This window comes from Luteibacter sp. P4_E6, assembly GCF_056401535.1.
The window spans coordinates 1-25435 of the sequence record NZ_JBFUJE010000018.1; the positions used below are offsets into that span (position 1 = coordinate 1).

At 65.1% G+C, this 25435-nt stretch carries 19 protein-coding genes; 8 read left to right on the forward strand and 11 right to left on the reverse strand.

The genetic code is table 11. The annotated features are described in order from the left end of the window. Positions 1 to 473: 473 nt before the first annotated feature. Both AC1DT2_RS02695 and AC1DT2_RS02700 read left to right on the forward strand, forming a co-directional pair. Entirely contained in the window at positions 474 to 3515 is a 3042-nt protein-coding gene (locus AC1DT2_RS02695) for a TonB-dependent receptor (RefSeq protein ID WP_477294073.1), read from the forward strand. 323 nt (positions 3516 to 3838) lie between these two features. After that, entirely contained in the window at positions 3839 to 4690 is an 852-nt protein-coding gene (locus tag AC1DT2_RS02700; protein WP_213949146.1) for a YbaY family lipoprotein, read from the forward strand. Positions 4691 to 4813: 123 nt separating this feature from the next. Here the strand turns inward: AC1DT2_RS02700 and AC1DT2_RS02705 are convergent, their stop codons facing one another. The 4 genes from AC1DT2_RS02705 to mnmG form a co-directional block, all read right to left on the reverse strand. Further along, positions 4814 to 6610, reverse strand: coding sequence for an autotransporter outer membrane beta-barrel domain-containing protein (locus AC1DT2_RS02705; RefSeq protein WP_477294076.1), 1797 nt, complete (start codon positions 6608 to 6610; stop codon positions 4814 to 4816). Between the two features lie 288 nt (positions 6611 to 6898). Continuing rightward, the gene (locus AC1DT2_RS02710; RefSeq protein WP_477294078.1) at positions 6899 to 9253 is read right to left on the reverse strand and encodes a Tex family protein; all 2355 of its coding nucleotides are present in this window, start codon (positions 9251 to 9253) and stop codon (positions 6899 to 6901) included. 120 nt (positions 9254 to 9373) lie between these two features. Then, positions 9374 to 10144 (reverse strand): RDD family protein, encoded by a 771-nt coding sequence (locus AC1DT2_RS02715; protein ID WP_477294080.1) that lies wholly within the window; start codon positions 10142 to 10144, stop codon positions 9374 to 9376. Positions 10145 to 10229: 85 nt separating this feature from the next. After that, complete coding sequence (mnmG, locus tag AC1DT2_RS02720) at positions 10230 to 12104, reverse strand: tRNA uridine-5-carboxymethylaminomethyl(34) synthesis enzyme MnmG (RefSeq protein WP_477294082.1); 1875 nt, start codon at positions 12102 to 12104, stop codon at positions 10230 to 10232. Positions 12105 to 12688: 584 nt separating this feature from the next. On the opposite strand from mnmG, the gene AC1DT2_RS02725 reads away from it, so the two are divergent. After that, positions 12689 to 12865 (forward strand): hypothetical protein, encoded by a 177-nt coding sequence (locus AC1DT2_RS02725; protein ID WP_477294084.1) that lies wholly within the window; start codon positions 12689 to 12691, stop codon positions 12863 to 12865. A gap of 8 nt (positions 12866 to 12873) precedes the next feature. Here the strand turns inward: AC1DT2_RS02725 and pepN are convergent, their stop codons facing one another. Further along, the gene (gene pepN, locus AC1DT2_RS02730) at positions 12874 to 15522 is read right to left on the reverse strand and encodes an aminopeptidase N (RefSeq protein WP_477294086.1); all 2649 of its coding nucleotides are present in this window, start codon (positions 15520 to 15522) and stop codon (positions 12874 to 12876) included. A 76-nt stretch (positions 15523 to 15598) separates the two neighbouring features. Here pepN and AC1DT2_RS02735 point away from each other — a divergent pair, with 76 nt between their 5' ends. From AC1DT2_RS02735 to AC1DT2_RS02745, 3 genes are all read left to right on the forward strand, one after another. Next, the gene (locus AC1DT2_RS02735; protein WP_477294088.1) at positions 15599 to 16603 is read left to right on the forward strand and encodes an aldose epimerase family protein; all 1005 of its coding nucleotides are present in this window, start codon (positions 15599 to 15601) and stop codon (positions 16601 to 16603) included. After that, a complete protein-coding gene (locus AC1DT2_RS02740; protein WP_477294090.1) occupies positions 16600 to 17544 on the forward strand; it encodes a threonine ammonia-lyase in 945 nt (314 codons plus the stop codon). Before AC1DT2_RS02735 ends, AC1DT2_RS02740 begins: the two co-directional genes overlap by 4 nt. Before the next feature lie 92 nt (positions 17545 to 17636). Continuing rightward, positions 17637 to 18191: a DNA-3-methyladenine glycosylase I gene (locus AC1DT2_RS02745; protein WP_477294092.1), complete on the forward strand. Its 555-nt coding sequence runs from the start codon at positions 17637 to 17639 to the stop codon at positions 18189 to 18191. Between the two features lie 10 nt (positions 18192 to 18201). On the opposite strand, the gene bioC is transcribed toward AC1DT2_RS02745, so the two are convergent. From bioC to bioB, 5 genes are read right to left on the reverse strand one after another with little or no spacing between them, the layout of a single operon-like run. Continuing rightward, positions 18202 to 19089, reverse strand: a complete 888-nt coding sequence (bioC, locus tag AC1DT2_RS02750; RefSeq protein WP_477294094.1) for a malonyl-ACP O-methyltransferase BioC — start codon at positions 19087 to 19089, stop codon at positions 18202 to 18204. Continuing rightward, positions 19086 to 19859 (reverse strand): pimeloyl-ACP methyl ester esterase BioH, encoded by a 774-nt coding sequence (bioH, locus tag AC1DT2_RS02755; RefSeq protein ID WP_477294096.1) that lies wholly within the window; start codon positions 19857 to 19859, stop codon positions 19086 to 19088. The genes bioC and bioH overlap by 4 nt, the downstream gene beginning before the upstream one ends. After that, positions 19856 to 20593 carry a sulfurtransferase gene (locus tag AC1DT2_RS02760; protein ID WP_063572154.1) on the reverse strand — a complete coding sequence of 246 codons (738 nt, stop codon included), beginning with the start codon at positions 20591 to 20593 and terminating at the stop codon, positions 19856 to 19858. The genes bioH and AC1DT2_RS02760 overlap by 4 nt, the downstream gene beginning before the upstream one ends. A 29-nt stretch (positions 20594 to 20622) precedes the next feature. Further along, complete coding sequence (gene bioF / locus AC1DT2_RS02765; RefSeq protein ID WP_477294099.1) at positions 20623 to 21837, reverse strand: 8-amino-7-oxononanoate synthase; 1215 nt, start codon at positions 21835 to 21837, stop codon at positions 20623 to 20625. Next, positions 21834 to 22841: a biotin synthase BioB gene (bioB, locus tag AC1DT2_RS02770; protein WP_477294101.1), complete on the reverse strand. Its 1008-nt coding sequence runs from the start codon at positions 22839 to 22841 to the stop codon at positions 21834 to 21836. Before bioB ends, bioF begins: the two co-directional genes overlap by 4 nt. A gap of 976 nt (positions 22842 to 23817) precedes the next feature. Here bioB and AC1DT2_RS02775 point away from each other — a divergent pair. Beyond that, positions 23818 to 24024 carry a hypothetical protein gene (locus AC1DT2_RS02775; protein ID WP_063572572.1) on the forward strand — a complete coding sequence of 69 codons (207 nt, stop codon included), beginning with the start codon at positions 23818 to 23820 and terminating at the stop codon, positions 24022 to 24024. A 15-nt stretch (positions 24025 to 24039) separates the two neighbouring features. Further along, positions 24040 to 24762 (forward strand): ComF family protein, encoded by a 723-nt coding sequence (locus AC1DT2_RS02780; protein ID WP_477294103.1) that lies wholly within the window; start codon positions 24040 to 24042, stop codon positions 24760 to 24762. On the opposite strand, the gene AC1DT2_RS02785 is transcribed toward AC1DT2_RS02780, so the two are convergent. Beyond that, positions 24756 to 25435 (reverse strand): CehA/McbA family metallohydrolase (locus tag AC1DT2_RS02785; protein WP_477294105.1); only part of this gene is annotated, 680 nt, incomplete at its 5' end. The two genes, AC1DT2_RS02780 and AC1DT2_RS02785, sit on opposite strands and share 7 nt — an antisense overlap.

Consider the following 25435-nt stretch of genomic DNA (forward strand, 5'->3'; position numbering starts at 1 on the left):
GGGCATCCACCCCGGTGGCCTTCACCGGAACAGAACAAACGAGTCACCAGAACAAAGCATCCACGGACYGGAATGCCAAGCGTCTCCCCAGATGCCACCGGGCTTCCCGGTGGCCTTTTTGAGTCAGGTGCTTGTCAGATAAGGATTTCATCGTTAGATAGCGCTCTCCCAAGCGTTACGTAGACAGTGTGCCGTTGTAAATAATTTGTTGACACGACAAGCCCCCTAAGCCTATGTTCGGCATCGACGAATCTGGGCGGGGCATTCACAAACTGTGATGCTGCTCCCGTTCAGTACGAGTCGTAGGACTTGTCGGGAGCAGTTTTTATGGGGGCGCTTGTCACTCTGGGAGGAGTGGCGGTGATTCCATCCCCTTGAAACGAGCACCGACGAGGCCGCCAATTTTTTACCGGCCTGGCGTCGGTTTTTGCTCGTTTTCAGACCCGGTTGGGTCGATCTGGGGAGATTTGCTCATGAGTTCTCGCATCATCCGGCAGGGTTCCGCCCTGCGTCATTCGGCGTTGGCTATTGCCCTCGCGATGGGTCTGGGCAGCACGGGCGTCGTTTTCGCCCAGGCCACCAGCGGTAACATCTTCGGTACCGCCCAGCCGGGCGACACCGTTCAGATCACCGGCAACACCGGCTTCAACCGCGAAATCCCGGTTGACGCGTCGGGCCGTTTCCAGATCAGCAACGTGCCCGTCGGCACGTACAACGTCGACCTCAAGCGCAACGGCGCCGTCGTCGATTCCCGCAAGAACGTCAGCCTGACGGTTGGCAAGGGTTCGGACGTCTCGTTCGCCGCCGCAGCAACCGCCGCCTCGGCGCAGTCGCTCGACTCGGTCACGGTCACCGCCAACAGCCTGCCGCCGGTCGACGTCTCGACGGTCGACTCGCGCACGGTCATCACCTCCGAGCAGCTCGCCAAGCTTCCGCTCGCCCGTACTGCCGAAGCGATCGCGCTGCTGGCTCCGGGTGCTGTCGGTGGTAGCGGCTACTTCAAGGGTCCGACCGGTAACAGCCTGGTCTCGATCGCGGGCGGCTCGGTTACCGAGAACGCGTACTACATCAACGGCTTCAACACCACGGATCCGCTCAGCGGCTTCGGCGGCATCACCCTGCCTTACGGCGCGATCGACCAGCAGGAAATCCTCGCTGGCGGTTACGGTGCGGCCTATGGTCGTTCGGCCGGTGGCGTGATCAGCCAGGTCGGTAAGCGCGGCACGAACGAGTGGCACTTCGGTGCACAGATCCTGTGGGAACCCAGCGGCGCCGCCTCGGCACCGGGTAACGATCACTATGTGATCGACAGCCCCAACCATTCCGCCGGCGATATCTACAAGTACAACCAGCGCGATAAGCAGACCCGCACCGTCGAGTCGGCCTACGTCGGTGGTCCGCTGATCAAGGACAAGCTGTACATCTTCCTTGCCGCCGAGCAGGAGCGTACCGAGGCGACCAACGTCAAGACCCAGGACACGCCGACCTACCAGGATCAGCACACCCGCAATCCGAAGTACTACGCCAAGCTCGACTGGAACATCACCGACAGCAACATCCTCGAAGTTACCGGTGCGTCGAACAAGCAGAACTACAACGCTTCGCAGTACAACTTCGACTACAACACGCTGCAGCGCGGCGCGTACATCGGCCAGGACACCTCGGGTAACCCGACGTTGAACAAGACCGGCGCGGATCTGTACTCGGCCAAGTTCACCAGCTACATCACGGACGACCTGACCCTGACGGCCCTCTACGGCAAGATGAAGGGCACGTACTCGACGGACGTTTCGTCGTCGACCAACCCGCACATCACCAGCCCGGCCTTCCAGGATCCGGCGCTGAACGGCGGCAACCCGATTACGAACGACAATCCGGCTGCCACGTCGTTCGCTGCGAACCACAAGTCGACCAACACGAACCTGCGCATCGATCTGAGCTATCACATCGGCGATCACACGATCACCGCTGGTATCGATAACCAGAATATTCGCGACAAGGACGACGGCCAGTTCACCACCGGTCCGGGTTATGCGTGGGTCTACGGCCAGACCGATGAAGGCGCGCCGATCGTTGGCGAGCCGGGCGCGAGCAACTACGTCGGCAACCCGGGTCCGGGCGGCTATTTCGTCGACAAGTACAAGTTCAACACCACCGCCTCGGTCCGTACGACGCAGCGCGCGCAGTACATCGAAGATTCCTGGCAGGTCAACGACCGCTGGCTGGTGAAGGTCGGTCTGCGTAACGACCAGTTCACCAACTACGATACGAGCGGTTCGGCGTACCTGCGCCTGCGTAGCCCGCAGTGGGCGCCGCGCCTCGGTGCCACCTGGGATGTCAACGGCGATTCCAGCCTGAAGATCTACGCCAACGCGGGTCGTTACTACCTCGCGATGCCGGCATCGGTCGCTCTGCGTTCGGCAGGTCAGTCGCTCTACACCCGCGAGTACTTCACCTACACGGGTATCGATTCGCTCGGCCAGCCGACCGGCCTGACCCCGATCCAGACCGCCACCGGCGGCCCGATCTCGGCCAACGGCGAGTACGGCATCCAGCGCGATCCGAACACGGCTGCTTCGCGCAACCTGAAGTCGGAATACCAGGATGAGTTCATCCTCGGCTTCGACAAGACCCTGGGCGACAAGTGGGTCTACGGCGCGAAGGCCACGCTGCGCAAGCTGCGTAACGCCATCGATGACGTCGGCGATTCCGACATCATCCGTCAGACGCTGATCAACCAGGGCGTCGATCCGACCACGATCGGTACGATCCAGGGTAGCTACCTGTTCAACCCGGGCCGCGCTTCGCAGTTCCTGGTGCCGAACACGCAGGGTGGTTACTACCAGGCCAACGTGTCGAATGGCGACTTCGGCTTCCCGAAGCTGCAGCGTAACTACTACGGTCTCGAGATGTACCTCGAGCATCCGTTCGATGGTAAGTGGTACGGCAAGCTCGACTACGTCTACTCGAAGAGCTACGGCAACTCGGAAGGTCAGGTCCGCTCGGACATCAACCAGAAGGACGTCTCGGCGACGGTCGACTGGGACTTCCCGCAGCTGATGGAATACTCGGGTGGCGAGCTGTCCAACAGCCGCCGTCACGTGGTCAAGGCCTACGGCTCCTACCAGCTGACGGAAGAGTTCCTGCTCTCCGGCAACCTGTCGATCTCGTCGGGTGCGCCGAAGTCGTGCCTTGGTCAGTACGGTGCGGATCAGTCCRATCCGGTCGGCTACGGTGATTTCTATCACTACTGCTACGGTCAGCCGTCGTCGCCGGGTTCCATGGGTCACACCCCGTGGCTCTACCTGTTCGACCTGAGCGCTGAGTACCGTCCGGTCTGGGCCGACAAGAAGCTCGCGTTCAACATCACGGTGTTCAACGTGTTCAACAGCCGCGAAACGATGCAGATCTATCCGCAGGCTGGTACCTCGTCGGGCGTCGAGTCGAACTACAAGGCGACGGTGTTCTCGTCGACCCCGCGTTACGCTCGCTTCGGTATCACCTACGACTTCTGATCCATCGAAGTCGGATCGAAGCCACCAGCCTTCGGGTTGGTGGCCTGGATCGCAAGAAAAGGCCACCTTCGGGTGGCCTTTTTTTTGGAAGTGGTCTGTTCGCAAACCGTTTGTCGATCAGGGGCTTGCCGATTTTCGGCATTTCTGACTGCCAGCTTGCCAACCGGCCCGCAGTTACGAATTCCTAGGGATTTTCACCCTTGACTTTTCCAGCGGCGCATTTGCCGGTATGCTCCAAGGTTCCCCCCGGAAGGTCTTGCGCCATGCGCGCGCGTATCTTCCGTGACTCATACCTTCTTTCCGTTCCGTTACGAGGTTCGACCATGCGCAGGATTTTCTTGTCGCTCGCATCCGTGGCCGCACTGGCCCTCGCCGGCTGCGGCGGCTCTTCCGACAACGGCCAGCAGGCCGCGGGTGGCACGCCTGAGGCGTCCGGCCCGGCCAACGCCGTTACCGGCAGTGTTTCCCTGCGTGATGCTGGCGCCCAGCTTTCGCCAGACGCCAAGCTCGACCTGAAGCTGATCGACGTGACCGCCGAAGGCTCGCAGCCGCTGGCGACCAAGACGATCGCCCCGGTGACCCTGCCGGCGCAGTTCCAGCTCGACTTCAATGCCACGGACCTCAATCCGAACGACATGTACATCGTCGAGGTGTCCCTGCAGGACGGTGATCGTCATTACTCGTCGCCGCTGAAGACCCCGGTCCTGACCAAGGGCGCAAAGAACGTCGCGAACATCCAGCTGGTCGGCGAAGCCACGCCGGGCGAGAAGGAGCTCAACGGCTTCAACAGCGTCAAGAAGAACATCGGCGGCATGAAGGTCACCCAGGGCACGGCGCTGAAAGACGGCGAGTCCCATGGCTGGCAGATCTTCAAGAAGGGTAACGACGTCCAGTTCGTGCGCGAGCTCGTCGATTACGGCGACAAGGGCTTCACTGCTACCGACTTCGCCTACAAGAACGGCAAGCCCTGGGTCGTCATTCAGGAGAAGAAGCCGAGCAAGGACGGCAAGCCGACCTCGACCGAGCGCGCAGGCTGGAACGATGCCGGTGAGCTGGTCCTGAAGGAAAACCAGGCCGGCAGCAAGACCGACGTCCTCTCCGACGACGCCGCCAACGATCTGCGCAAGCAGGCCGAAGCGATGTACGCGAAGGCCGGCGGTAACGGCAAGAAGTAATTCGCACTACTCGCGAAGACAAAAAAACGCCGGCTTGCGCCGGCGTTTTTTTTTMGCCGCTGAAGCGGCTCCCACACAGAGCGCCAAGGGAATCCCACGTAGGGATCCCCTTGGTCGGCTTGATCAGAATGCCATCTTCACGCCGAGGTTCAGGCTGTTGTCGCGCTGGGTCTTGTCGGCGAAACGGCCGCTGTAGGCAGCCCAGGCGCTCCAGGTCTGGTTGAGGTCGGCGGTGACGCCGAGGTCCGCTGTGGCCCAGGTCTTATCGGGCGTGAAGCCCTGCAGTTCGAAGCTGCCGCTCATGCTCATGAGCCCGGCATCGATGTAACGGGCGTCGGCACGACCGTCGCGGTTATAAGCCACTTCTGCGAACGGGTGCAGCACGGTGTTACCGGACTGCCACGAACCCTGCACGCGCCAGCCGGCGGTGGCGATGCGCGAGTTACGGGTCTGCTTGCCGAAGTTCATCGCGGTGCTGTCGCCGCCGTACTCGTTATAGCCGTCGACGCGCAGCTGTTCGAAGGTGAGGCTGACGAACGGGCCGGTCTTCAGCGTCTCGCTACCGAACCACCAGCCGCCCTGCAGGCCACCGCCGACGTGCGAACCGTCAGCCTTGCCCGTTTCCGTGCGACGCGCGGCACCGAGGTCGATGCGACGGTCGATGTCGGTGAAGCTCAGCTGGCCGAAGCTGAGGAAGGTACCGACGTAGCCGCCACCGGCGTGGTAGAACGCGTAGCCCGAGCCGGCGAGATCGGTCATCTTGTAACCGCCACCGCCGGAGAAATCGGCATTGGTCGAGGCCACGCCCATGGCGACGCCCACCGAGATGTTTTCATTGACCTTGGCGTCGGCACCGATGGTCAGGTTGACGTTGTCGCTGTCGGTCTTCGGCGAGGTGTCGCCGCTCTTGAACGTCTGCTGGCCATATTCGGCCGACGCGAAGACGCGCGTACCGGCACCGAAGTTGTCGGCCATCATCTGGTTGCGCAGCACGCGGGTGTGCGCTTCGCTCGTGGCGAGACCGGCTTCGCCCAGCAGCGAGATCTTCTGCGGTGCTTCGATGATCGAGAGGGCGTACTGGCCGAGCAGGGCGTGTGCGGCCGTCGTCGGATGGATGCCGTCGGCGAACAGGTAGGTCGACGCAGCATTCGGATCGCGCAGCGTTGCCGGCGTACAGGTGATCGAACTGGCCGTGGTGCAGGCCGGCACCGTGACGTTGCTGAAGCCGTAGGTGCTCGGGCTGGCGATGACTTCGTTGAGCAGCGCGTAGGTGTCGATCGGCACGATGCCGCGCTGGGCCGAGGCCAGGCCGCCAGAGAGGATGCCGTTGTAGACCTGGGTCAGCTGGGTGATGCCTGCCGAAGCAGCGGCGCCCTGCGACATGGCCGCGGGCGTCTTGCCGACGTCTGGCAGGTTGAAGACGACGATGGTCTTCGCGCCAGCGGCCTGCAGTGCCTTGATCTGGCCGACTTCCTGCGACGCGGCGGTGGCGACGACAACCTGCGCGGTAGCCGGGTTGGCGGTCGCGGCGAGAAGGTCGTTGGCGCCGATCCACATGGTGTAGAGCGTGTTCGGGTCGGCCTTGCCGCCGGTCGAGGTCAGGTACTGCTGGATCTGCGCGCCGGTACCCGGAACCGGGTTCGGGATGGTGGCGCGGGCGCCACCGAAGGCGTAATCGGTGCCGCCGGCCAGCGACGGGTTCAGCGAGAGATTGAAGTACTTCGCGATGTTCTCGACGGCGGTCGAGCCCGGATTGGTCGTGAAGCGGGAAATGACCGGTGAGCCGGACAGAATGGAGACGTTGCCGCTATCGCTCAGGCTGTCGCCGAACGAAACGACCTGGTTGAACCCGTCGGCGTGCGCCCCGGCACTGAACAGAAGGGCCGTACCAATGGCACCGGCAAGATAGCGAATACGCATGTAGATCACTCCGTGTGTGGGGCGTTAGAGAAACGTTACGGTAATGGAAGCCATACGCCGGCGCATGCTGCGCCGCCGCACCGGCAGCCACGCAGGTCGTGGCCGTGAAATGTAGGAGCCGATACATCGGCGATCCCGCGGCAGCGGGCCAAGTTGTGGCGGGCACCCTTTCGCCGATGAATCGGCTCCTACCTGAGCGGGAGAAGCCGTGGGCGTTAAGAAATTTCTCGGAAGTTGCCGAATAAGTGCGCTTCCACCGGGCGCTCCCCGCCCGGTGGAAGCGTCGTCTTATTTCTTCTGGGCGCGTGAGAACGCGTCAGCAAAGGCGCTGTTCGCCGGTGCGGCGGCGGGCTTGGGTGGCTGCGGGGGACGGCTGCCGCCGCCCTGACCACCGCGACGATTGCCGCCACCACTACCACCACCACCGGCCGCGCCATCGTTCGGCTGTGCCGGGCGGCCACCGCGGGCTTCACCGGGCACGTCGTCCAGGCGCATGGTGAGGGCGATGCGCTTGCGCGGCAGGTCCACTTCCATGACCTTGACCTTGACCACGTCGCCGGCCTTCACCGCATCACGGGGATCCTTGACGAAGGTGTGCGACAGCGCGGACACGTGAACCAGGCCGTCCTGGTGGACGCCGATATCGACGAAGGCACCGAACGCGGCAACGTTGGTCACGCGGCCTTCGAGCACCATGCCGACCTTCAGGTCCTTCAGGTCCTCGACGCCTTCGGCGAAGCTGGGCGCGACGAACTCCGGGCGAGGATCGCGACCGGGCTTTTCGAGTTCCTTGAGGATGTCGCGCACGGTCGGCACGCCGAAGGTCGTGTCGGTGAAGTCTTCGGGCTTGAGGCTGCGCAGGAAGGACGTATCGCCGATCACCTGCTTCACTTCGCGACCGCACTGCTTGAGGATGCGCTCGACCACCGGGTACGCCTCCGGATGCACCGAGCTGGCATCCAGCGGATTGCTGCCGTCGGAAATACGCAGGAACCCCGCGCACTGTTCAAAGGCCTTGTCACCGAGGCGAGGTACCTTAAGCAGGTCCTTGCGGCTGGGGAACGGACCGTTGGCATCGCGGTGCTTGACGACGTTTTCCGCGACGCTGCTGGACAGGCCGGCCACGCGTGCGAGCAGGGGTGCCGATGCCGTGTTGACGTCGACGCCCACCGCGTTCACGCAGTCTTCGACGCGGGCGTCCAGGGCGCGCGCGAGCTTCACCTGGTTCACGTCGTGCTGGTACTGGCCGACACCGATGGCCTTGGGTTCGATTTTCACCAGTTCGGCCAGCGGATCCTGCAGGCGGCGCGCGATGGAAACGGCGCCGCGGATCGAYACGTCGACGTCCGGGAACTCCTTGGAGGCCAACTCGGATGCGGAGTAAACCGACGCGCCTGCTTCGCTGACGACGACCTTGGACAGGTTGAGGTCGGCGTGCTTCTTGATGACTTCCGCCGCGAGTTTGTCGGTCTCGCGCGAGGCGGTGCCGTTGCCGATGGCGATGAGGTTCACGCCGTGCTGCTTGCTCAGCTGCGCGATGCGCGCCACGGATTGATCCCACTGGTTGCGCGGTTCGTGCGGGTAGATCGTATCGAACGCGACCAGCTTGCCTGTGRCATCCACGATCGCCAGCTTGCAGCCGGTACGGATGCCCGGATCCAGGCCCATGACCGTCTTCGCGCCGGCGGGTGCGGCGAGCAGGAGGTCCTTCAGGTTGTCGCCAAACACGCGGATGGCTTCGTCCTCGGCGCCTTCGCGCACGCGGCCGAACAGATCGAGCGTGAGGTGGAGATGCAGCTTCACGCGCCAGGTCAGTCGCACGGTTTCGCGCAACCAGGCATCGGCAGCGCGGTTTCGATTGACGATACCGGCACGCGCGGCGACACGGCCTTCGCCCTCGGCATGGCCCTGGTCGGCGTCGGTGCCGGGGTTGAGGTCGATCTCGAGCACACCTTCGTTGCGTGCGCGCATCAGCGCGAGCAGGCGGTGCGAGGGGATCTTCGACACGGCTTCGCTATGGTCGAAGTAGTCGCGGAACTTGGCGCCTTCATTCTCCTTGCCGGCAACGACGACGGCGCGGATCTGGCCCTTTTCCCACAGCCAGTCACGAAGTTCGCCGACGAGCGCGGCATCTTCCGCGATGGACTCCATGAGGATGGCACGCGCGCCGTCCAGGGCGGCCTTGGTGTCGGCAACGCCCTTATCGGCGTCGACGAAGCCCGCAGCGAACGTTTCCGGGTCTTGCGTGGGGTCTTCGCGCAGGCCGAGCGCGAGCGGCTCCAGGCCGGCTTCGCGGGCGATCTGGGCCTTGGTGCGGCGCTTGGGCTTGAACGGGAGGTAGAGATCCTCCAGACGCGCCTTGGTGTCGGCGCTGAGCAGATCCRCCTTGAGGGCGTCGGTCATCTTGCCCTGTTCGACGATGCTGTCGAGGATGGSAGCGCGGCGGTCTTCGAGCTCGCGCAGGTAGCGCAGYCGCTCYTCGAGCAGACGCAGCTGAATGTCATCCAGACCGCCGGTCACTTCCTTGCGGTAGCGGGCGATGAACGGCACGGTGGCGCCGCCGTCGAGAAGTTCCACCGCTGCGCGAACCTGTTCGGGCTTCGCGGCGATGTCCTGGGCAATTCGTTGTTCGATGCTCTGCATGTGGTTCCTGTGCGTTGCTCGGCCGGCCGAAACGTCGGTTCGAGCCGTAGATGATAGCAAGCACAGGCGAGGCCCCGGCCGGGAGGCCGGGAGGCCGGGAGGCCGGGGCGGGCAGGGCGATCAGGCGTCGAAGCGGCCGCTATCGCCGTTGCGTGGCGCGGCGACCGGCGCCGTGGCCTGGTCCGCACGACCCGTCAATACGTAGGTCTTGGCCAGGAGGTCATGCACGCCCTGCTTGCGCTGGGTGAAGGCGGCGACCACGTAACAGATCAGCGGAAGCGGCACCGGAAAGCGCAGCACGTTGGTCAGGCGTACGGCATTGCGGCCGGCACTGCGGGCGAGCGAGATGCGCTGGCCCTCGGTGTCGGTGACGCGGATGCCGACGGCCATCTTCCCCGGGGTGGCCTGCCACTTCGAAGCCTCGAAGAGCGTGTAGTACACGAAGCCGACGACCATCAGGACGTAAGTGATCGGCAGCATGGCCTCGCCGTACGCCTGCAGCGCTGCGACCTGGTCGGTCTTCATCTGCTCCATGAAGCTGGTCGCGATGGCGCTGAGCCCCATGCCCAGCGCGATGAAGGTGAACGGCACGATGAGGATGAGGTAGTCGATCACCCAGGCGCCGAAACGCAGCCAGAAGCCCGCGTATTCCGGCGTAGCCACGTCGGTGACGCCCAGGAAGGGCGGCGGAGACGGCGGCATGGGTGGGACGCCCTCGGCGGCGGCGGGGCGCTCTTCCGGGAACAGCTCCCCCAGCGGACGCCAGTCGACCATGCCGTCGTACCAGCCGAGTTCGTCGGCGCGGCAGGTGCCGTCACGCAGCCACTGACGGATTTCGTCGTCCGTGTAGGGACCAAAGCGCTCACCGTTACGTCCGATCCAGACTTGCATGGCCTACCTTTTCACTGATGCACTGACTATCGTCGATGATGCCAGATGGACCAGCGCGCCGCCGCCTGCTGGTTGGCACATGCGCCTACGCGGCGCGGCGCTTCAGGTGCACCAGCAACAGCGAGATCGCTGCCGGGGTCACGCCGCTGATACGCGATGCCTGGCCGATGGTGACGGGAAGCGTCCGCTTCAGCTTGAGCAATACCTCAGCGGAGAGTCCTCGCACGCGGTCGTAGTCGAAACCTTCGGGAATCGCCGTGGCCTCATGTCGGCGCTGACGCTCGATCTCGTCGCGCTGGCGCTCCAGGTAGCCGGAATACTTCGCTTGCACCTCCACCTGCGTGGCGACTTCCGCGTCCTCCACTGGGGGCCCCAGTTCGGGCACGCCGGTGAGGGTGGCGTAGTTGAGTTCGGGCCGACGAAGCAGGTCCAGGGCGTGCGTTTCGCGGCTGACCGCGATACCTAGCGAGCGCTCGATAGCGGCGCCCAGCGCATTGGTCGGCGCCGCCCAGATGCCGCGCAGGCGCGCGGTTTCGCGCTCGGCCGCGTCGCGCTTGGCCTCGAAACGACGGAAGCGTTCCTCCGAGACGACGCCGCGCGCGTAGCCGTGTGGCGTCAGGCGGAGGTCGGCGTTGTCTTCGCGCAGGTGCAGGCGGTACTCGGCGCGCGAGGTGAACATGCGATACGGCTCGATCGTGCCGTTCGTCGTGAGGTCGTCGATGAGGACGCCGATATAGGCCTCGTCGCGGCGCGGGTACCACGGCGTTTCGCCGCGCACGGCAAGCGCAGCATTCATGCCGGCGATGAGTCCCTGCGCGCCCGCCTCTTCGTAACCGGTCGTGCCGTTGATCTGCCCGGCGAAATACAGCCCGGGAATGCCCTTGGTTTCCAGCCACGGATGCAGGCCGCGCGGATCGAAGTAGTCGTATTCGATGGCGTAGCCCGGGCGTGTGATGTGCGCGCGCTCGAAACCGGGGATGGACCGCACCAGCGCGTACTGGATGTCGAAGGGCAGGGAGGTGGAAATGCCGTTGGGGTAGATCTCAAAGGTGTCCAGGCCTTCCGGTTCGACGAAGATCTGGTGCGAGGTCTTGTCGGCGAAGCGGACCACCTTGTCTTCGATCGACGGGCAATAACGTGGGCCGACCCCTTCGATCTGTCCGCTATACAGCGGTGACCGATCGAGCGAGCCGCGGATCAGGTCGTGGGTGGCTTCGGTGGTGTGGGTGATCCAGCAACTCACCTGCCGCGGGTGTTCCGCTGCCGAGCCCATGTACGAGAAGTGCGGCATCGGGTCGTCGCCCGGTTGCTCCTCGAGTACCGAGAATTCGATGCTGCGGCTGTCGATGCGCGGCGGGGTACCCGTCTTGAGGCGGTCGGCGGCGACCGGCAGCTCGCGCAGCTTCGCGGCGAGCGTCGACGCCGGCGGATCGCCCGCCCGGCCACCGGCGTACTGCGCCGAACCGATGTGGATCTTGCCGGCAAGGAAGGTGCCTGCGGTCAGCACGACGGCGGGCGCGTGGAAGTCGAGGCCCATCTGGGTACGCACGCCGGCGACGCGACCATCGATGAGGATGAGGTCGTCGACGGCTTGCTGGAACAGCACGAGATTGGGCTGCGTTTCCACCATGAGCCGGATCGCCGCCTTGTAGAGCGAGCGGTCGGCCTGGCAGCGTGTCGCGCGGACGGCCGGGCCCTTGGACGCATTGAGCGTGCGCCACTGGATGCCGGCGCGATCCGCCGCACGGCCCATGGCGCCACCGAGGGCGTCGATCTCCTTGACCAGGTGCCCCTTGCCAATGCCGCCGATGGCCGGGTTGCAGCTCATCTGGCCGATCGTTTCGATGTTGTGGCTGAGCAGCAGGGTGCGGGCGCCGGCGCGAGCAGACGCGAGCGCGGCTTCGGTGCCGGCGTGTCCGCCACCGACCACGATCACGTCGTAGGTTTCTGTATGCAGCATGGTCAGGGTTTCGGGCGTAGGGCCAAGGCGGCCATTTTACGCCTGCCGGACGAACCGCGCTGCGTTGCAACGCGGTTCGCCTTCGGCAGGTTCTGGCATGGCTTGTGCTTGCTATTCCGTGCACTTCACCCGGGCAGACGCTGCGCGATCACACGCGCGCCGAGACCGAACGACAGGGGTTTGGTCGTGTGCCGGGAGAAGGAAGCGGGATGTGGGCAAGGATGCCCCATTCGGTTTATCGAATGAGATCTGGCGCCCGGCGGTCTCAGGAACAGGGGGAATCCAGGATGACCGTGCTGCCGGGCGCCAGAAACCGAGTGACTGGCACGAAGAGCCGAGGCCAACGCCTCGGCTTTTTTTCGTTGAATTGAACACTACACCGAACGAATGAACTGTGTGTGACTTTTTCGTCAACGAAGTGCTCGATTTCGGCAATTGGTGACGCAGTACGTCAGTTTCTCCTGCGGAGCGAGACCCTGTGTGATCCAGCGCACATTTTATCGCGCGGTGAAACGCGTGGCACGGCCGATGCATTGCAGCATCGTGACCACCGAGGGAAGGGGCTGAACGCCATGAACGCTGTCATGTCCACTAACGAACCCATGATTCGCCACCACGATCTGCTCATCGAAATGGGCAGCCTGGAAATGGCGATGGAAAGGCTCAACGAACGCAACGCCGCGGAACAGGGCCGCCTTCGTCCGCGCATCGAGCAGCGCCTCGCGCGCATTCGCGAAGCACTGGCCGGACTGAACGACTGACCCTGGGCTCAGCCCAGGGCGACCCGGGCGAGGATATCGGTCAGGTCGCGCGACAGATCCTTGCGTGCAGCCAGTTCCGCAACCACGGCATGCGCTGACTCGCGACGTAGGGGCTCCAGGCGCTTCCACCCATTGAAGGCCGTCGCCACGCGCGCGGCGACCTGCGGATTGAGGGCGTCGATCGCCACGAGGCGGTCCGCCAGCCAGCGATAGGCCGCGCCGTCCGCACGGTGGAAGCCGCTCGGATTGGCCCGCGCGAAGCTGCCAAGCAATGACTGCACACGGTTCGGGTTCTTCAGCGTGAACGCGTCGTCGCGTTCCAGCGTCTGGATACGCCCCAGGGCCGTCTCGCCCGGCAGCTGCGCCTGCACGGCAAACCACTTGTCGAGCGCAAGGGCGTTCGACTCGTACTTCTTGCGGAAGTGGGCGAAGGCCGGAGCCGCGCCTGCGGGATCGATCGTCGCCAGCGTCGCCAGCGCCGCCAGGCGGTCGGTCATGCCCGGTGCTTCGTCGTACTGCGCGCGAGCCAGCTCGCGGGCGTGGTTCTCGTCGACCAGCGAAAGCAGGTCCAGCACACGACGCTTCAGCTGGCGCTGGGCCTGGCTTGCCGCATCGAGCGATCCGCTGGTGGCGGTGCGAAGGACGTCGTAACGCGCGCGTAGCGCAGGGACGCCGATCTTGCTGGCCAACGCCTGCAGCATGGCCTGACGGCTGGCGCGGATGCGGTCCGGATCTCGCTCGGGCTGGCGCTCGACCAGCTCGATCTCACCCGGTGGAGTGAGCAGTTCGGCGAGCAGCGCGTCTTCGACGGAGGGATCGCCGAACAGTTGGGCGAGCGCCGTCGTCCAGGCGCCGATAGCCGCACCGTCGTCCTTTCGGTCGCGACAGTCGTCGTAGGCGAGGCCCGCGAGCTGCTGCCCGGCTTCCCAGCGGTTGAAGCCGTCCGGATCGTGGCGAAGCAACACGCCCAGTTCTTCTGGCGCGTAGTCGAACTCGAGGATCACCGGCGCCGAGAACCCGCGTAGCAGCGAGGGGACCGGCGCGCTGTGGATGTCTTCGAAGACGATGCTGCGTTCGGCGCCATCGAGCACGATCGTGCGCTCGGCAGCGCCCGTCGTGGCCTCGCCCTCGAGCCGCAGCGGCAGCGCCTTGCCCGTCGCGTCGAACAGTGACAACCGCACCGGGATGGGCAGCGCGTGTTTGACCGTCTGCCCGGCGCTGGCCGGCGTGCGTTGGCGCAGGGTGAGCCGATAGCGCGATTGCGCCGCGTCGTAGCGCGCTTCAGCGGTCAGGCGCGGCGTCCCTGCCTGGCTGTACCACGCCAGATAAGCAGACAGATCGGTGCCATTGGCGTCGCCCAGGGCCTTCAGGAAGTCCTCGATCGTGGCGGCATCGCCGTCGTGGCGATCGAAGTAGAGGTCCATGCCCTTGCGAAAGCCGTCGCGGCCGAGATGGCCGGCGAGCATGCGGACCAGCTCGGAACCTTTCTCGTACACGGTGGCGGTATAGAAGTTGTTGATCTCGCTGTACTGCGACGGACGTACCGGATGCGACAGCGGACCGGCATCTTCGGGGAACTGCGCACGGCGCAGCAACGCAACGTCTTCGATGCGCTTGAGCGAGACCGAATTCATGTCTGCGGAGAAGCTCTGCTCGCGGAACACCGTGAGCCCTTCCTTCAGGCTGAGCTGGAACCAGTCGCGGCAGGTGACGCGGTTGCCGCTCCAGTTATGGAAGTACTCGTGGGCGACGACGGCTTCCACGTGGCGGTATTCGTCATCGGTGCTCGAATCCGGGTCGGCCAGGAGGTACTTCGCGTTGAAGATGTTGAGACCCTTGTTCTCCATCGCGCCCATGTTGAAGTCGTGGGTGGCGACGACGTGGAACACATCGAGATCGTAGTTGCGCCCGTACGCGCGCTCGTCCCACTGCATGCTGCGGATGAGGGAGTCCATCGCGTAGTCGCAGCGATCGATGACATCGGGCTCGGCCCAGATGTGCAGCGCCACCGCGCGGCCATCGGCCGTGGTGTAGTCGTGGCTGATCCGTTCCAGGCGTCCCGCGACCAGGGCGAACAGGTAACTCGGCTTCGGATGAGGATCCACGAAGCGTGCCCAGTGACGGCCATCGGGCAGGTCGCCCTCGCCGTCGGGATTGCCGCCGGCGAGCAACACCGGGAAACGCTGGCGGTCGGCGCGCAGCGTCACCGTGTACTTCGAAAGGACATCGGGCCGATCGGGGAAATAGGTGATGTGACGGAAGCCTTCGGCTTCACACTGGGTCAGCAGGAAACCGCGGTCGCGGCTGCCGGAAAGGTACAGGCCCTCGAAGGCGGTGTTCTCCGCCGGCCGGACCGCCACGCGGGCACCCAGGATGCAGCGGTCGGCGTCCACCGCGACTTCCAGCATGCCATTGGCGAGGATGTACTCGCCGTCGCCCAGCCGTCGCCCATCCAGGGTCAGCTCGAGTAACTCGATGCCTTCGCCGTTCAGGCGAATGGGCTCGTCGGCCTGCCGCACCAGGGTAAGGCGGCTGATGACCTCGGTGTGGTCGATACCGAGGTCGAACTCGAGAGCCACCTCCTCCACGGCCCATGCAGGCGGGCGGTAGTCGGCGAGGCGGATAACGGACGTGGGGGCGTCGGAACGATCACTCATGGCGGTAAGACAACACATGTTCTGGTCTGACAGGCAGGCTAACATGCGGTCGGATTCGTCAAAAGGAAGCCTCCCCATGTCCCGATTCACCGTGACGCGCTCCACCCTGGGCGCCAACGAGTTGGTGGTGCTGGTCGATGCCGATGCCGATCGCGAGGTCCGTATCGCCCGGCGTGGCGCCACCGTGCTCTCGATCACCACCCGCTGGCGCGACGAGACGCGCGCCGTGACCGACGGTTTTCGCAACGAAAAGGAGCTGGTCGGACATAAGGGGTCGCGCTTCGCCATCATGACGCCGTTCGCCAACCGCGTTAACGATTCGCGCTACACCTTTGAAGGAACCACTTACGACTTGCAGCCAGGTGCTGTCGGCGCCGATCGCGCCAGTCGGCACGGGTTCCTCCGCGGAACGCTGTTCGACGTGCAGCGCGAACATGGCGACGATGATAAGGCGTCGGTCACGCTCGTCACCGACGCGATCCGCCCGGGCGTCAATCCCGGGTACCCGTTCGCGCTCGATTTCAGCGTGACCTTCACCCTCGACGAGCACGGTCTCACGGTGGAAGCGAAGACGCGTAATGTCGGCGAACACGCCGCGCCCACGTTCTTCGGCTGGCATCCGTACTTCCGACTCTCGGATCATCCAATCGAGACCTGGGAGCTTCAGGTGCCCGCGGACAAGGTCATCGCCACGGACAAGGATTTCATTCCCCTGCCGGGCACCAGCGCCTGGCAAGCGATGGACAAGGCCGACCGTTCGCTCGATTTCCGCAAGGCGCGCCCCATCGGTGGTACCGAACTCAACCACACCTATGCCGACCTCCAGCTCGACTCGGATGGCAAGGCGCGCACGCATCTGCGCGACCCGAAAACGGGTGCGGGCATCGCCGTGTGGCAGGAGCGAGGCGTCATGCTCGTATTCACGGCAGACACTGCAGACCGCGACGCGCGCAAGTCTGTGGCGCTGGAACCGATGGAATGCATGCCGGATGCCTTCAATCGCGACGACTGCACGCCATTGATCACACTGGCCGCCGGCCAGGAGCGTCGCTTCGTCTGCGGTGTGGAGTTCGATACGTGACCTTGCCGACCTTCGCCGACGTACGCGACGCCGCTGCGCGCATCGCACCCCATGCGCTGGTGACACCCATACTTCGCAGCGACCGCATCGACGCGCTGGCCGGCGCGGCGGTCGTCTTCAAGTGCGAGAACCTGCAGCGTGGCGGGGCCTTCAAGTTTCGCGGCGCGACCAACGCCGTGTGGTCACTGAGCGACGAAGACGCCGCACGCGGTGTCGTCACCCACTCCTCAGGCAATCACGGGAATGCCCTCGCGATGGCGGCGCGCACGCGCGGGATCACGGCGCACGTCGTGGTCCCCGAAGGCGCCGTGAAAACCAAGGTGGATGCGATCGTCGCGGCAGGCGCTTCCGTACATCGTTGCGCGCCGACGACGGCCGCGCGCGAGGCGAAAGCCGCCGAACTGATCGCCAGCACGGGCGCGACCCTCGTGCATCCCTATGCCGACTCCCGAGTCATGGCAGGTCAGGGAACGCTCGTGCCGGAGCTTTTGCGGCAGTCTCCCGGGATCGACACGATCATCTTTCCCGTGGGCGGTGGTGGGTTGGCCTCGGGGTGTTCGATCGCCGCTCATGGCATCGACCCTGCCATCACGTTGTTCGGTGCCGAGCCCGAGGGCGCTGACGATGCCGCACGCTCGCTGGAAGCCGACGTGCGTGTCGGGCCGTTCACGCCGCACACGATTTGCGACGGGCTGAGAACACTGATCGGCGAACCGAACTTTCATGTCCTGCGCGAGCAGGGCGTCACCGTGCTGCGTGTCAGTGATGCCGAAGTCATTGCCGCCATGCGCCTGCTCTGGTCCGAGTTGCGCATCGTGGTCGAGCCATCGAGCGCGACCGTTCTTGCCGCTTTGCTGCGGCATCCGGAGCGAATCAGGGGACGACGCGTCGGTGCGGTATTGACTGGCGGCAACGTCGATCTGGACGACCTTCCCTGGTAAGCATTCGCACGGCCCACGCTATCTGAAGCGGACATCCGCAGCCGCTTTGCGTGGCTATTCTCGTCCCTTCTTCAGGACGTGTGAGACGGGACATGCGATGCGCCTGGGCCGAGCAGAACGACGCTGAACGCGTCTATCACGACACCGAGTGGGGGCTGCCGGTCCGCGACGATCGCCATCTCTTCGAATTGATCACGTTGCGCGGGGCGGCGGCCGGTTTGTCATGGCGAACGGTGCTTGGAAAACGTGAACACTACCGCCGGGCCTTTCACGATTACGACCTGGTGCGCATCGCCGCCATGACTGACGACGAACTCGCCGTGGTTCGTCGTGACCGCGGCATCATTCGTCATCGCCTCAAGATCGCCTCGGTGCGTGGCAATGCGAGGGCGGCACTCCGGTTGATCGAAAGCGAGGGCTCGCTGTCGAGGTTTCTTTTTGCCCTCGTTGATGGCGAAGCTATCTCCACGCCGCCGCGTTACATGTTCGGCCTGCGCTCGCGTAGCGATGCGTCCGATGTCATGAGCGCGACGCTGAAAAAGCGGGGGTTTCGTTTCGCGGGCACGGCCATCTGTTATGCGCTGATGCAGGCCACCGGCATGGTCGACGGTCACGAGCCCGGTTGTAAGCACCGCGCAGGCCCCTGACGCACGTCCATCAGAAGGGCGTCTTTCGCCGCGAGCCGCGCAGGTTCTCGATGGGGAAGCTCGCAATCTCGCCGCTGCCTTCGCGGCGCGACTGTCCGGCCGGCGGGCCCCACGCGTGTGCGGTCACCACTTCCCAGGTCGAGGGAATGACGCCCTCGTTCCGCATCGCCTCGTAGGCATCGAGCATGCGTCGGTAATGATGCTTGCCAGTCAGGCCGCGCTGGCGGTCGGCGTCGGCGTTGTTTGCGCCGAGGCCGCGCAATTCGTCGAGCAACGCGCGTGGCGTGGGGTAGGTGAGGGTGTAGCGCTCGGCGAATAACACAGGATCACGCAAGCCGGCGCTCAACATGGCGTCGCCGACGTCGTGCATGTCCAGGAAGCGTGCGACATGGGCGTGCTGGTCGGCTTCCGCCCAGGCGGCGCGCAGCTCGCTGAGCGTGTCGGGGCCGAACGTGGAGAACGTGAGCAGGCCGCCGGGCTTGAGTACGCGTGCGCACTCGGTAAACAGACGGCCGACGTCCTCGCACCATTGGAAGCAAAGATTGGAGAAGAGGATGTCGACACTGTGGTCGGGCATCGGCAGCGTGTACGCATCGGCGGCGACGCGCGAGAAGGGCTTCAGCCAGCTGCTGTGCTGCCGGGCCTGACGCAGCATCGGCAGCGCGAGGTCCATCGCGATCACCTGGGCCTTCGGATAGCGCTTCTTCAGTGCCGCGCTGCCCCGGCCGGTACCCGCACCCACATCGAGGATGACCTCGGGCACCTGCTCATACATGTCGAGACGGTCGACCAGGGTCGACTGCACCTCGCGCTGCAGCGCGTCGTGCTTCTCGTAGGTGCCGGCGGCGCGACCGAAGTTACGCTTGATCCGGGTCCGGTCGAAATGAAAGTCGCTCATGCGTCTGCTTCGGTGAACTGCGTCAGGACATCGGCCACGGCGATGGCGTGTCCGATGAAGGGGGCGTGGCCGGCGTGGGCGATTTCTTCGAAGCGGCCGCCAGCCGCCTCGGCGCACCAACGCATGGCCTCGGGATGAACAATGCGGTCGCGTCGGCCGGCTATCCAGAGGCTGCGCTTACGCAGTTCGGAAAGGCGCGATCGCAGGTCGGTGCTTTCGAGCAGGCGAAGGCCTTCCATCAGCACGCGCGGGTCGGGTTCGCCGCGAGAGAAGGCTTCTTCCTTGAGGCGTCGGGCCTCGGCGCGTGGATCGGCACTGCCCATGGCCTCAAGCGCGATGAAGCGCTCCAGCGTGCCGTGGTAGTCGGCTTCCAGGTCGGCGGCGAGTTTCTCCACCATGGCCGCGTCGTTACCGTAAGGCCAGCCTTCGGTGCGAACAAAGCGCGGCGTGGAGCACATCGCGACGACGGAGGTGACGTGGTCGGGCAGGTCGAGCGCCGCGGTGAGCGCGACCAGCCCGCCGAGCGACCAGCCCAGCCATGTCGCCGGCGGGGTAACCGCGGCGATCGCCTTCGCGCACGCCAGCGGTTCGAGCGGAATGTCGCAGTCACGGGAGTAGCCGTGACCCGGCAGGTCGACCACATACATTGTGTAGCGCGACGCCAGTGCCTCGACCAGCGGCGCAAGGATGCCGCCGTGCATGGCCCAGCCGTGGATCAGCACCAGCGGTGTCTCGCCATCGCCGTGACGCTCGACGTGCAATCCGCTCACGGCGCGTCGCTCGGCGCGAGCGTCGGATCGACCGCGCCGCGCTCATCGAAGACGAAGCAGTCACCGCGCCAGTGCGCACCACCGGCCTCTTCGAAGTATTTCAGGATGCCGCCTTCGAGCTGGAAGACATGGTCGATGCCGATCTCGCGCATGTGGATGGCCGCCTTYTCGCAGCGGATGCCGCCGGTGCAGAACGACACCACGGTCTTGCCGTCGAAGCGCGCGCGGTCCGCGGCGATGGCTTCGGGAAAACCGGTGAAACTCGACAGGCCGTATTCGACCGTGTTCTCGAACGTGCCAGCCGCTACTTCGTAGTCGTTGCGTGTATCGACCAGCACGACCGGACGGCCGTCGTCATCGTGTCCTTGATCCAGCCAGCGACGGAGATCCACCGGCAATACATGCGGCGCCCGTCCTTCTTCGGGACGAATCGACGGCGCGCGCATGGTGATGATTTCTTTCTTCAGGCGCACGCGCATGCGTCCGAACGGCACGTCATCGGAGAGGCTCTCCTTTGGTGCGATGTCGGCGAAGCGCGGATCCTCGTGCAGCCATTCCATGAAGGCGTCGATCGCTTCGCGTGGCGCGGCCAGGAAGAGGTTGATGCCCTCCGGCGCGAGCAGGATCGTTCCCTTCAGCGCCAGGGCGTGGCAGCGCTCGACCATCCGCGCGCGCAGCGCGTCCAGGTCGTCGAGGCCGACGAACTTGTAGGCGGAAATGTTGAGGATCGACATGGGCATAGGGGGAGGGACGCGGCCGCCCATTATACGGCGGCGGTCCCGGCGGGTCCGGGGAGGCGGCCAAGGGCATCCAGCAGGGCGTCGATCTGGTCCGGTGTATGCGCCGCGGACAGGGTGATCCGCAGCCGGGCGGCGCCCTGCGGCACGGTGGGTGGGCGGATGGCGACCACGAGGAAGCCGGCGGCTTCCAGGGCTCGCGAGGCGCTCAGGGCGCCCTCGGCCGGACCGATGAGCAAGGGCTGGATCGCGGTCGATGACGGCATCACGGATAGCCCGAGCTGACCGGCGCCCAGGCGGAACCGGGCGATATTTGCCGCGAGCTGCTCGCGGCGTCCGTCCGCGTCGGCGCGCACCAGGCGCAGGGAGGCGCGCGTCGCCGCCGCCAGGGCGGCCGGCATCGCCGTCGTGTAGATGTAAGGGCGCGCGAACTGGACGATGGCCTCGATCAGGGAGGCATCGCCTGCAACGAAGGCTCCCGCCGTTCCCAGCGCCTTGCCAAGCGTGCCCATCAGCACCGGCACCTGCGTCGCGTCGAGACCGGCCGCGGCGACGCTGCCGGCGCCCTGGGTGCCCAGCACACCRAGGCCGTGGGCATCGTCGACGTAAAAGAGGGCGTGACGTTTCCGGCAGAGCGTGGCCAGCGCCGCCAGCGGGGCGACATCCCCGTCCATGCTGAAGACGCCATCGGTGGCAAGCAGGGCCGGGTGGTCAGGCCGCGCATCCAGCTGCCGTGCCGCGGCTTCGGCATCGGCATGCGGATAGCGGCGAAGCTCCGCACCGGCCAACTGGGCGCCGTCGATGAGGCTGGCGTGGTTGAGGCGGTCCTGCACGCAAAGCGCGTCACCGCGGCCGGGCAGGCCGCCGGCACCGAGCAACGCCTGCAAGGCGCCCAGGTTGGCCATCACACCCGTGGAAAACAGCACGGCACGTTCGCGACCGGTCCAGTCGGCCAGCTCTTCCTCGAGCGCGGCGTGTTCACCGCGATGGCCGGAGACCAGGTGCGCGGCGCCGGTGCCGACGCCTTCGACGGCCGCCGCACGACTTAGCGCCGCCATCAGATCCGGATGACGGGCGAGGCCGAGATAATCGTTGCCGCAGAAATCGACCAGCGTCCGCCCATCGACGAGACGTTGGCCGTCCGGCGTGACCTCGCACGTGCGCGGGCGGCGTAACAAGCCATCCCGCTCGCGTTGTGCCCGCGCGGCTTCCACACGGGCACGGAGGTCCGGCCGGCTCACGCCGCGTCGGCGCGTTCGACGATGTCCGCGTGAACCGTGCCCGGCTCGATCTCGACTTCCATCGGCTTGAGGCCGAGGCGTTCGAACAGACGGCGGTCGTGCTCCACGTCCGGGTTGCCCGTGGTCAGCAGCTTCTCGCCGTAGAAGATCGAATTGGCGCCCGCAGCGAAGCATAGCGCCTGCAGGGCATCGTCCATCGACTCGCGGCCCGCGGAGAGGCGCACGACGGAGGCAGGCATGACGATGCGCGCGACCGCGATACTGCGCACGAATTCGAAGGGATCAAGCGCTTCGGTGCCGGCCAGCGGCGTGCCGGCGACCTGGACCAGCCGGTTGATCGGCACGGATTCGGGATGCTCGGGCAGGTTCGCCAGGCTCGTGATCAGTCCGGCGCGCTGCGAACGCGATTCGCCCATGCCGACGATGCCGCCGCAGCAGGTCTTCAGGCCGGCCTGGCGCACGTGGTCGAGGGTGTCCAGACGGTCCTGGAACTCGCGCGTCTGGATGATTTCGCCGTAGAACTCCGGCGCGGTATCCAGGTTGTGGTTGTAGAAGTCCAGGCCGGCGGCCTTGAGCGTGTCGGCCTGCGGCTGGGACAGCATGCCGAGCGTCGCGCAGGTCTGCAGTCCGAGGCCCTTCACGGCGGCCACGATCTCGGCCACCTTGACCACGTCGCGGTCCTTCGGCGAACGCCACGCGGCGCCCATGCAGAAGCGGCTGGCGCCGGCATCCTTGGCCGCCTTGGCGCGCTCGAGCACGGCTTCCACGCTCATCAGCTTCTCGGCTTTCACGCCGGTGGAGTAGCGCGCGGCCTGCGGACAGTAGGCGCAATCCTCAGGGCAGCCGCCGGTCTTGATGGACAGCAGGGTCGACACCTGGACCGCATTGGGGTCGTGGTACTGGCGATGCACGGTCTGCGCCTGGAAGAGCAGGTCGTTGAAGGGCAGGGCGAAAAGGTGTTCAACCTCCTCGCGGGACCAGTCGTGGCGGATGGCTGCGGTCATGGTGGGCTCCCGTGGCGAAGGCGCGAAGTGTCGGCGCCGGCAGGGTCACTGTCAACCTTGGACTATCCACAAAAGTTGACCAAGCTCGCCCTCGCACGGTAGAGCCGATTCATCGGCGATACCCACCCTTGCCGCTCAGAATCCCATCACCCTCGGCCGGGTTGGTTAGTGCGGTAGTGGACGCTACGGATATTCAAGCGCAACTGCTGATGTCTTGCGCTGCTATCGAGTCGGCCGMAGATGTACCAACCATTGATACTGCACCGGGCCTTCGGGTCGCTCTTCAGGCGGTAGAAGACGTGGTTGTCATTGCCTCGATAGCACACCGCGTGGCTTAGATCTTCAATTAGCCGTGGAAGCTGAAGAGAGAATTTGTATCGCTGTGAGCAAAAAACGCGCTCGTCGAGCGTGTCGTCCTTCTTCCACTCGCGGAAAAGAACCGCCTCTTCAGGATCCTTAGCTGTTCGCGAGCGGGTATAGCAGTGATTGGCGTAGTACACGTGCAGGTCCACCGACACCTGCTGCTTATCAAGCAGTAGGCGGTACGAAATTACCTTGGTCCTGAGGTGAGCAATGCCGTATGACCTACCGGTGATGACATCAAATATTTCGTCCACGGCTGCCTAGTCGTCCTAGCGCGACGGTCGCACGCGCGCATTGCCATTCTGAACGCACTAGCAGGCTCACCCGTAAGCCGCGCCTTCACGCCGGTGTGCGTCGAAGGTCGGGGTGCGTGGGAAGCGGACGATAGCAACGCCCATGCAGCGTTGGCTCTAGGAGGATTCTGAAAAATCGCGCGGATGACTTCGTCCACGAATCCGACGCGGTGGACTGTAGACGAATGGCACTGGCCCTCGAAGCGATCGGCACGATGACGCAGAGGGGCGTGTCGCCAAACTTAACGGCCGGTCAACGGCAAACGGCGTGCTCCCGGATACTCAATTACTATGAAGTCGTCCACACAGGAGGATTCCACATGAGCGATGGACAAGGCAGCGGCGGCAACGTACTTGCCGCGATCTGCAGTTGCGTCATCCCCGGCCTCGGTCAGCTGGTGCAGGGGCGCGTTTTCAAGGCACTGTTCATGTTCGTGCTGGCCGCTGTTCTGTGGGTGATCTGGCTTGGCTGGATCATCCATCTGTGGTCGATCGTCGATGCGGCCATGTTCCGCCGGCGCGACTGATCGATTCGCCGACGCATGGACGCGTCCCGCTTCACTCGATGGATCGCGGCGGCCGGCCGTTTCGTCCTCCCGCCGCGATGCCTGGTCTGCGGTGACCAGGGTAATGAGGCGCGTGAACTCTGCCGCGCCTGTTACGCCGCCTTGCCGCGCAACCTCGCCTGCTGTGGACGTTGCGCGCTTCCGCTGCCCACGCCGATTGCCGAATGCGATGCATGCCGGATGGCATCGCGTCCCTGGGCTGACCTCTGGGTGCCGTACGAATACGGGTGGCCGCTGGACTCGCTCGAAACGCGCTTCAAGTTCGCCGGTAGCCTTGCCGCGGGCCGCGTGCTCGCCGATGCCTGGATGGATGCAGGCCCACCGCCGTCGGTGCCCGAACTGCTGTTACCTGTCCCGTTGCACCTGAGTCGCCTGCGTTCGCGCGGTTACAACCAGGCACTCGAGCTGGCGCGACCGCTGGGCAGGCGCTATCGCGTCCCCGTTAACAACGACGTTCTCTATCGCGCACGCCGCACCGACGCCCAGTCCGAGCTCGACGCCGCCGCACGCCTCGGCAACGTACGCGGCGCCTTTGCCGTACGCCGCGTACCGGTGCAAAAGCATGTCGCGATCGTCGACGATGTCATGACCACCGGGGCCACCCTCATCGAATGTACCAACGCACTGCTCGCCGTGGGAGTCGAACGGGTGGATGTCTGGGCGCTGGCGCGCACGCCCTTGCCCGGCGGTCGTCAGTGATTGATGTACACGGGATTGCCGAGGATCAGCAGCTTGCCTTCGGGTGAGCGCACATCCACGCGCAACCAATGCGGCTTGCCGTCGCTCATCCAGTCGAACGCCAGCTCGCCACTCGGCGGGATGAGGTCATGCCCAGCGAGATCGATCGGCTTGCCGCTGTCGAGTACACGCAGCGGTTGACCGCCGAGTGCCGAGGTACGCACGACCACATGCACTGACGCTCCCTTTGCAACAGCCAGCGCGTCACCCATTTCCACTGTCTTCGAACCCGCGGTAGCCTGGATCTCCAGCGACCGATCACGTGTACCTTCCACATCGACGAACACGTGCCCCGCGCGAATGCCGTCGAGGATGCCCTCCATCGACAGCTCCCGCGAATGCACCACGGTGGTCGGCGAGCCGATGCGTCCAGCGAACGTATCCCGCGGCGCGTCGCTGCCATCGTGACTGTCGCTACCGCCGATGCCGGTGATACGCAGGCCAGCATCGAGCTGCGCCTCCCAGAACGGGATGCCGCTGTCCGCTCGCTCCGCGTCGCCGCCGTTGACGGCCTCGATGGCCTGGAAGCCGTGCATATCGACGATGTTATGCGGCGTGAAACCACAACCCATGCAGGTCTCGTCGTTCGGGCGGCGCGGGTGGTTGATCGAGATCACGCCGCGGGCTTTCGCGA

Excerpts from the sequence above, each read along its gene's own strand:
- AC1DT2_RS02700 (WP_213949146.1), top strand. The coding sequence starts at position 3,839 with ATGCGCAGGATTTTCTTGTCGCTCGCATCCGTGGCCGCACTGGCCCTC.
- AC1DT2_RS02705 (WP_477294076.1), bottom strand. The coding sequence starts at position 6,610 with ATGCGTATTCGCTATCTTGCCGGTGCCATTGGTACGGCCCTTCTGTTC.
- AC1DT2_RS02715 (WP_477294080.1), bottom strand. The coding sequence starts at position 10,144 with ATGCAAGTCTGGATCGGACGTAACGGTGAGCGCTTTGGTCCCTACACG.
- mnmG (WP_477294082.1), bottom strand. The coding sequence starts at position 12,104 with ATGCTGCATACAGAAACCTACGACGTGATCGTGGTCGGTGGCGGACAC.
- AC1DT2_RS02725 (WP_477294084.1), top strand. The coding sequence starts at position 12,689 with ATGTCCACTAACGAACCCATGATTCGCCACCACGATCTGCTCATCGAA.
- pepN (WP_477294086.1), bottom strand. The coding sequence starts at position 15,522 with ATGAGTGATCGTTCCGACGCCCCCACGTCCGTTATCCGCCTCGCCGAC.
- AC1DT2_RS02735 (WP_477294088.1), top strand. The coding sequence starts at position 15,599 with ATGTCCCGATTCACCGTGACGCGCTCCACCCTGGGCGCCAACGAGTTG.
- AC1DT2_RS02745 (WP_477294092.1), top strand. The coding sequence starts at position 17,637 with ATGCGATGCGCCTGGGCCGAGCAGAACGACGCTGAACGCGTCTATCAC.
- bioC (WP_477294094.1), bottom strand. The coding sequence starts at position 19,089 with ATGAGCGACTTTCATTTCGACCGGACCCGGATCAAGCGTAACTTCGGT.
- bioB (WP_477294101.1), bottom strand. The coding sequence starts at position 22,841 with ATGACCGCAGCCATCCGCCACGACTGGTCCCGCGAGGAGGTTGAACAC.
- AC1DT2_RS02775 (WP_063572572.1), top strand. The coding sequence starts at position 23,818 with ATGAGCGATGGACAAGGCAGCGGCGGCAACGTACTTGCCGCGATCTGC.
- AC1DT2_RS02780 (WP_477294103.1), top strand. The coding sequence starts at position 24,040 with ATGGACGCGTCCCGCTTCACTCGATGGATCGCGGCGGCCGGCCGTTTC.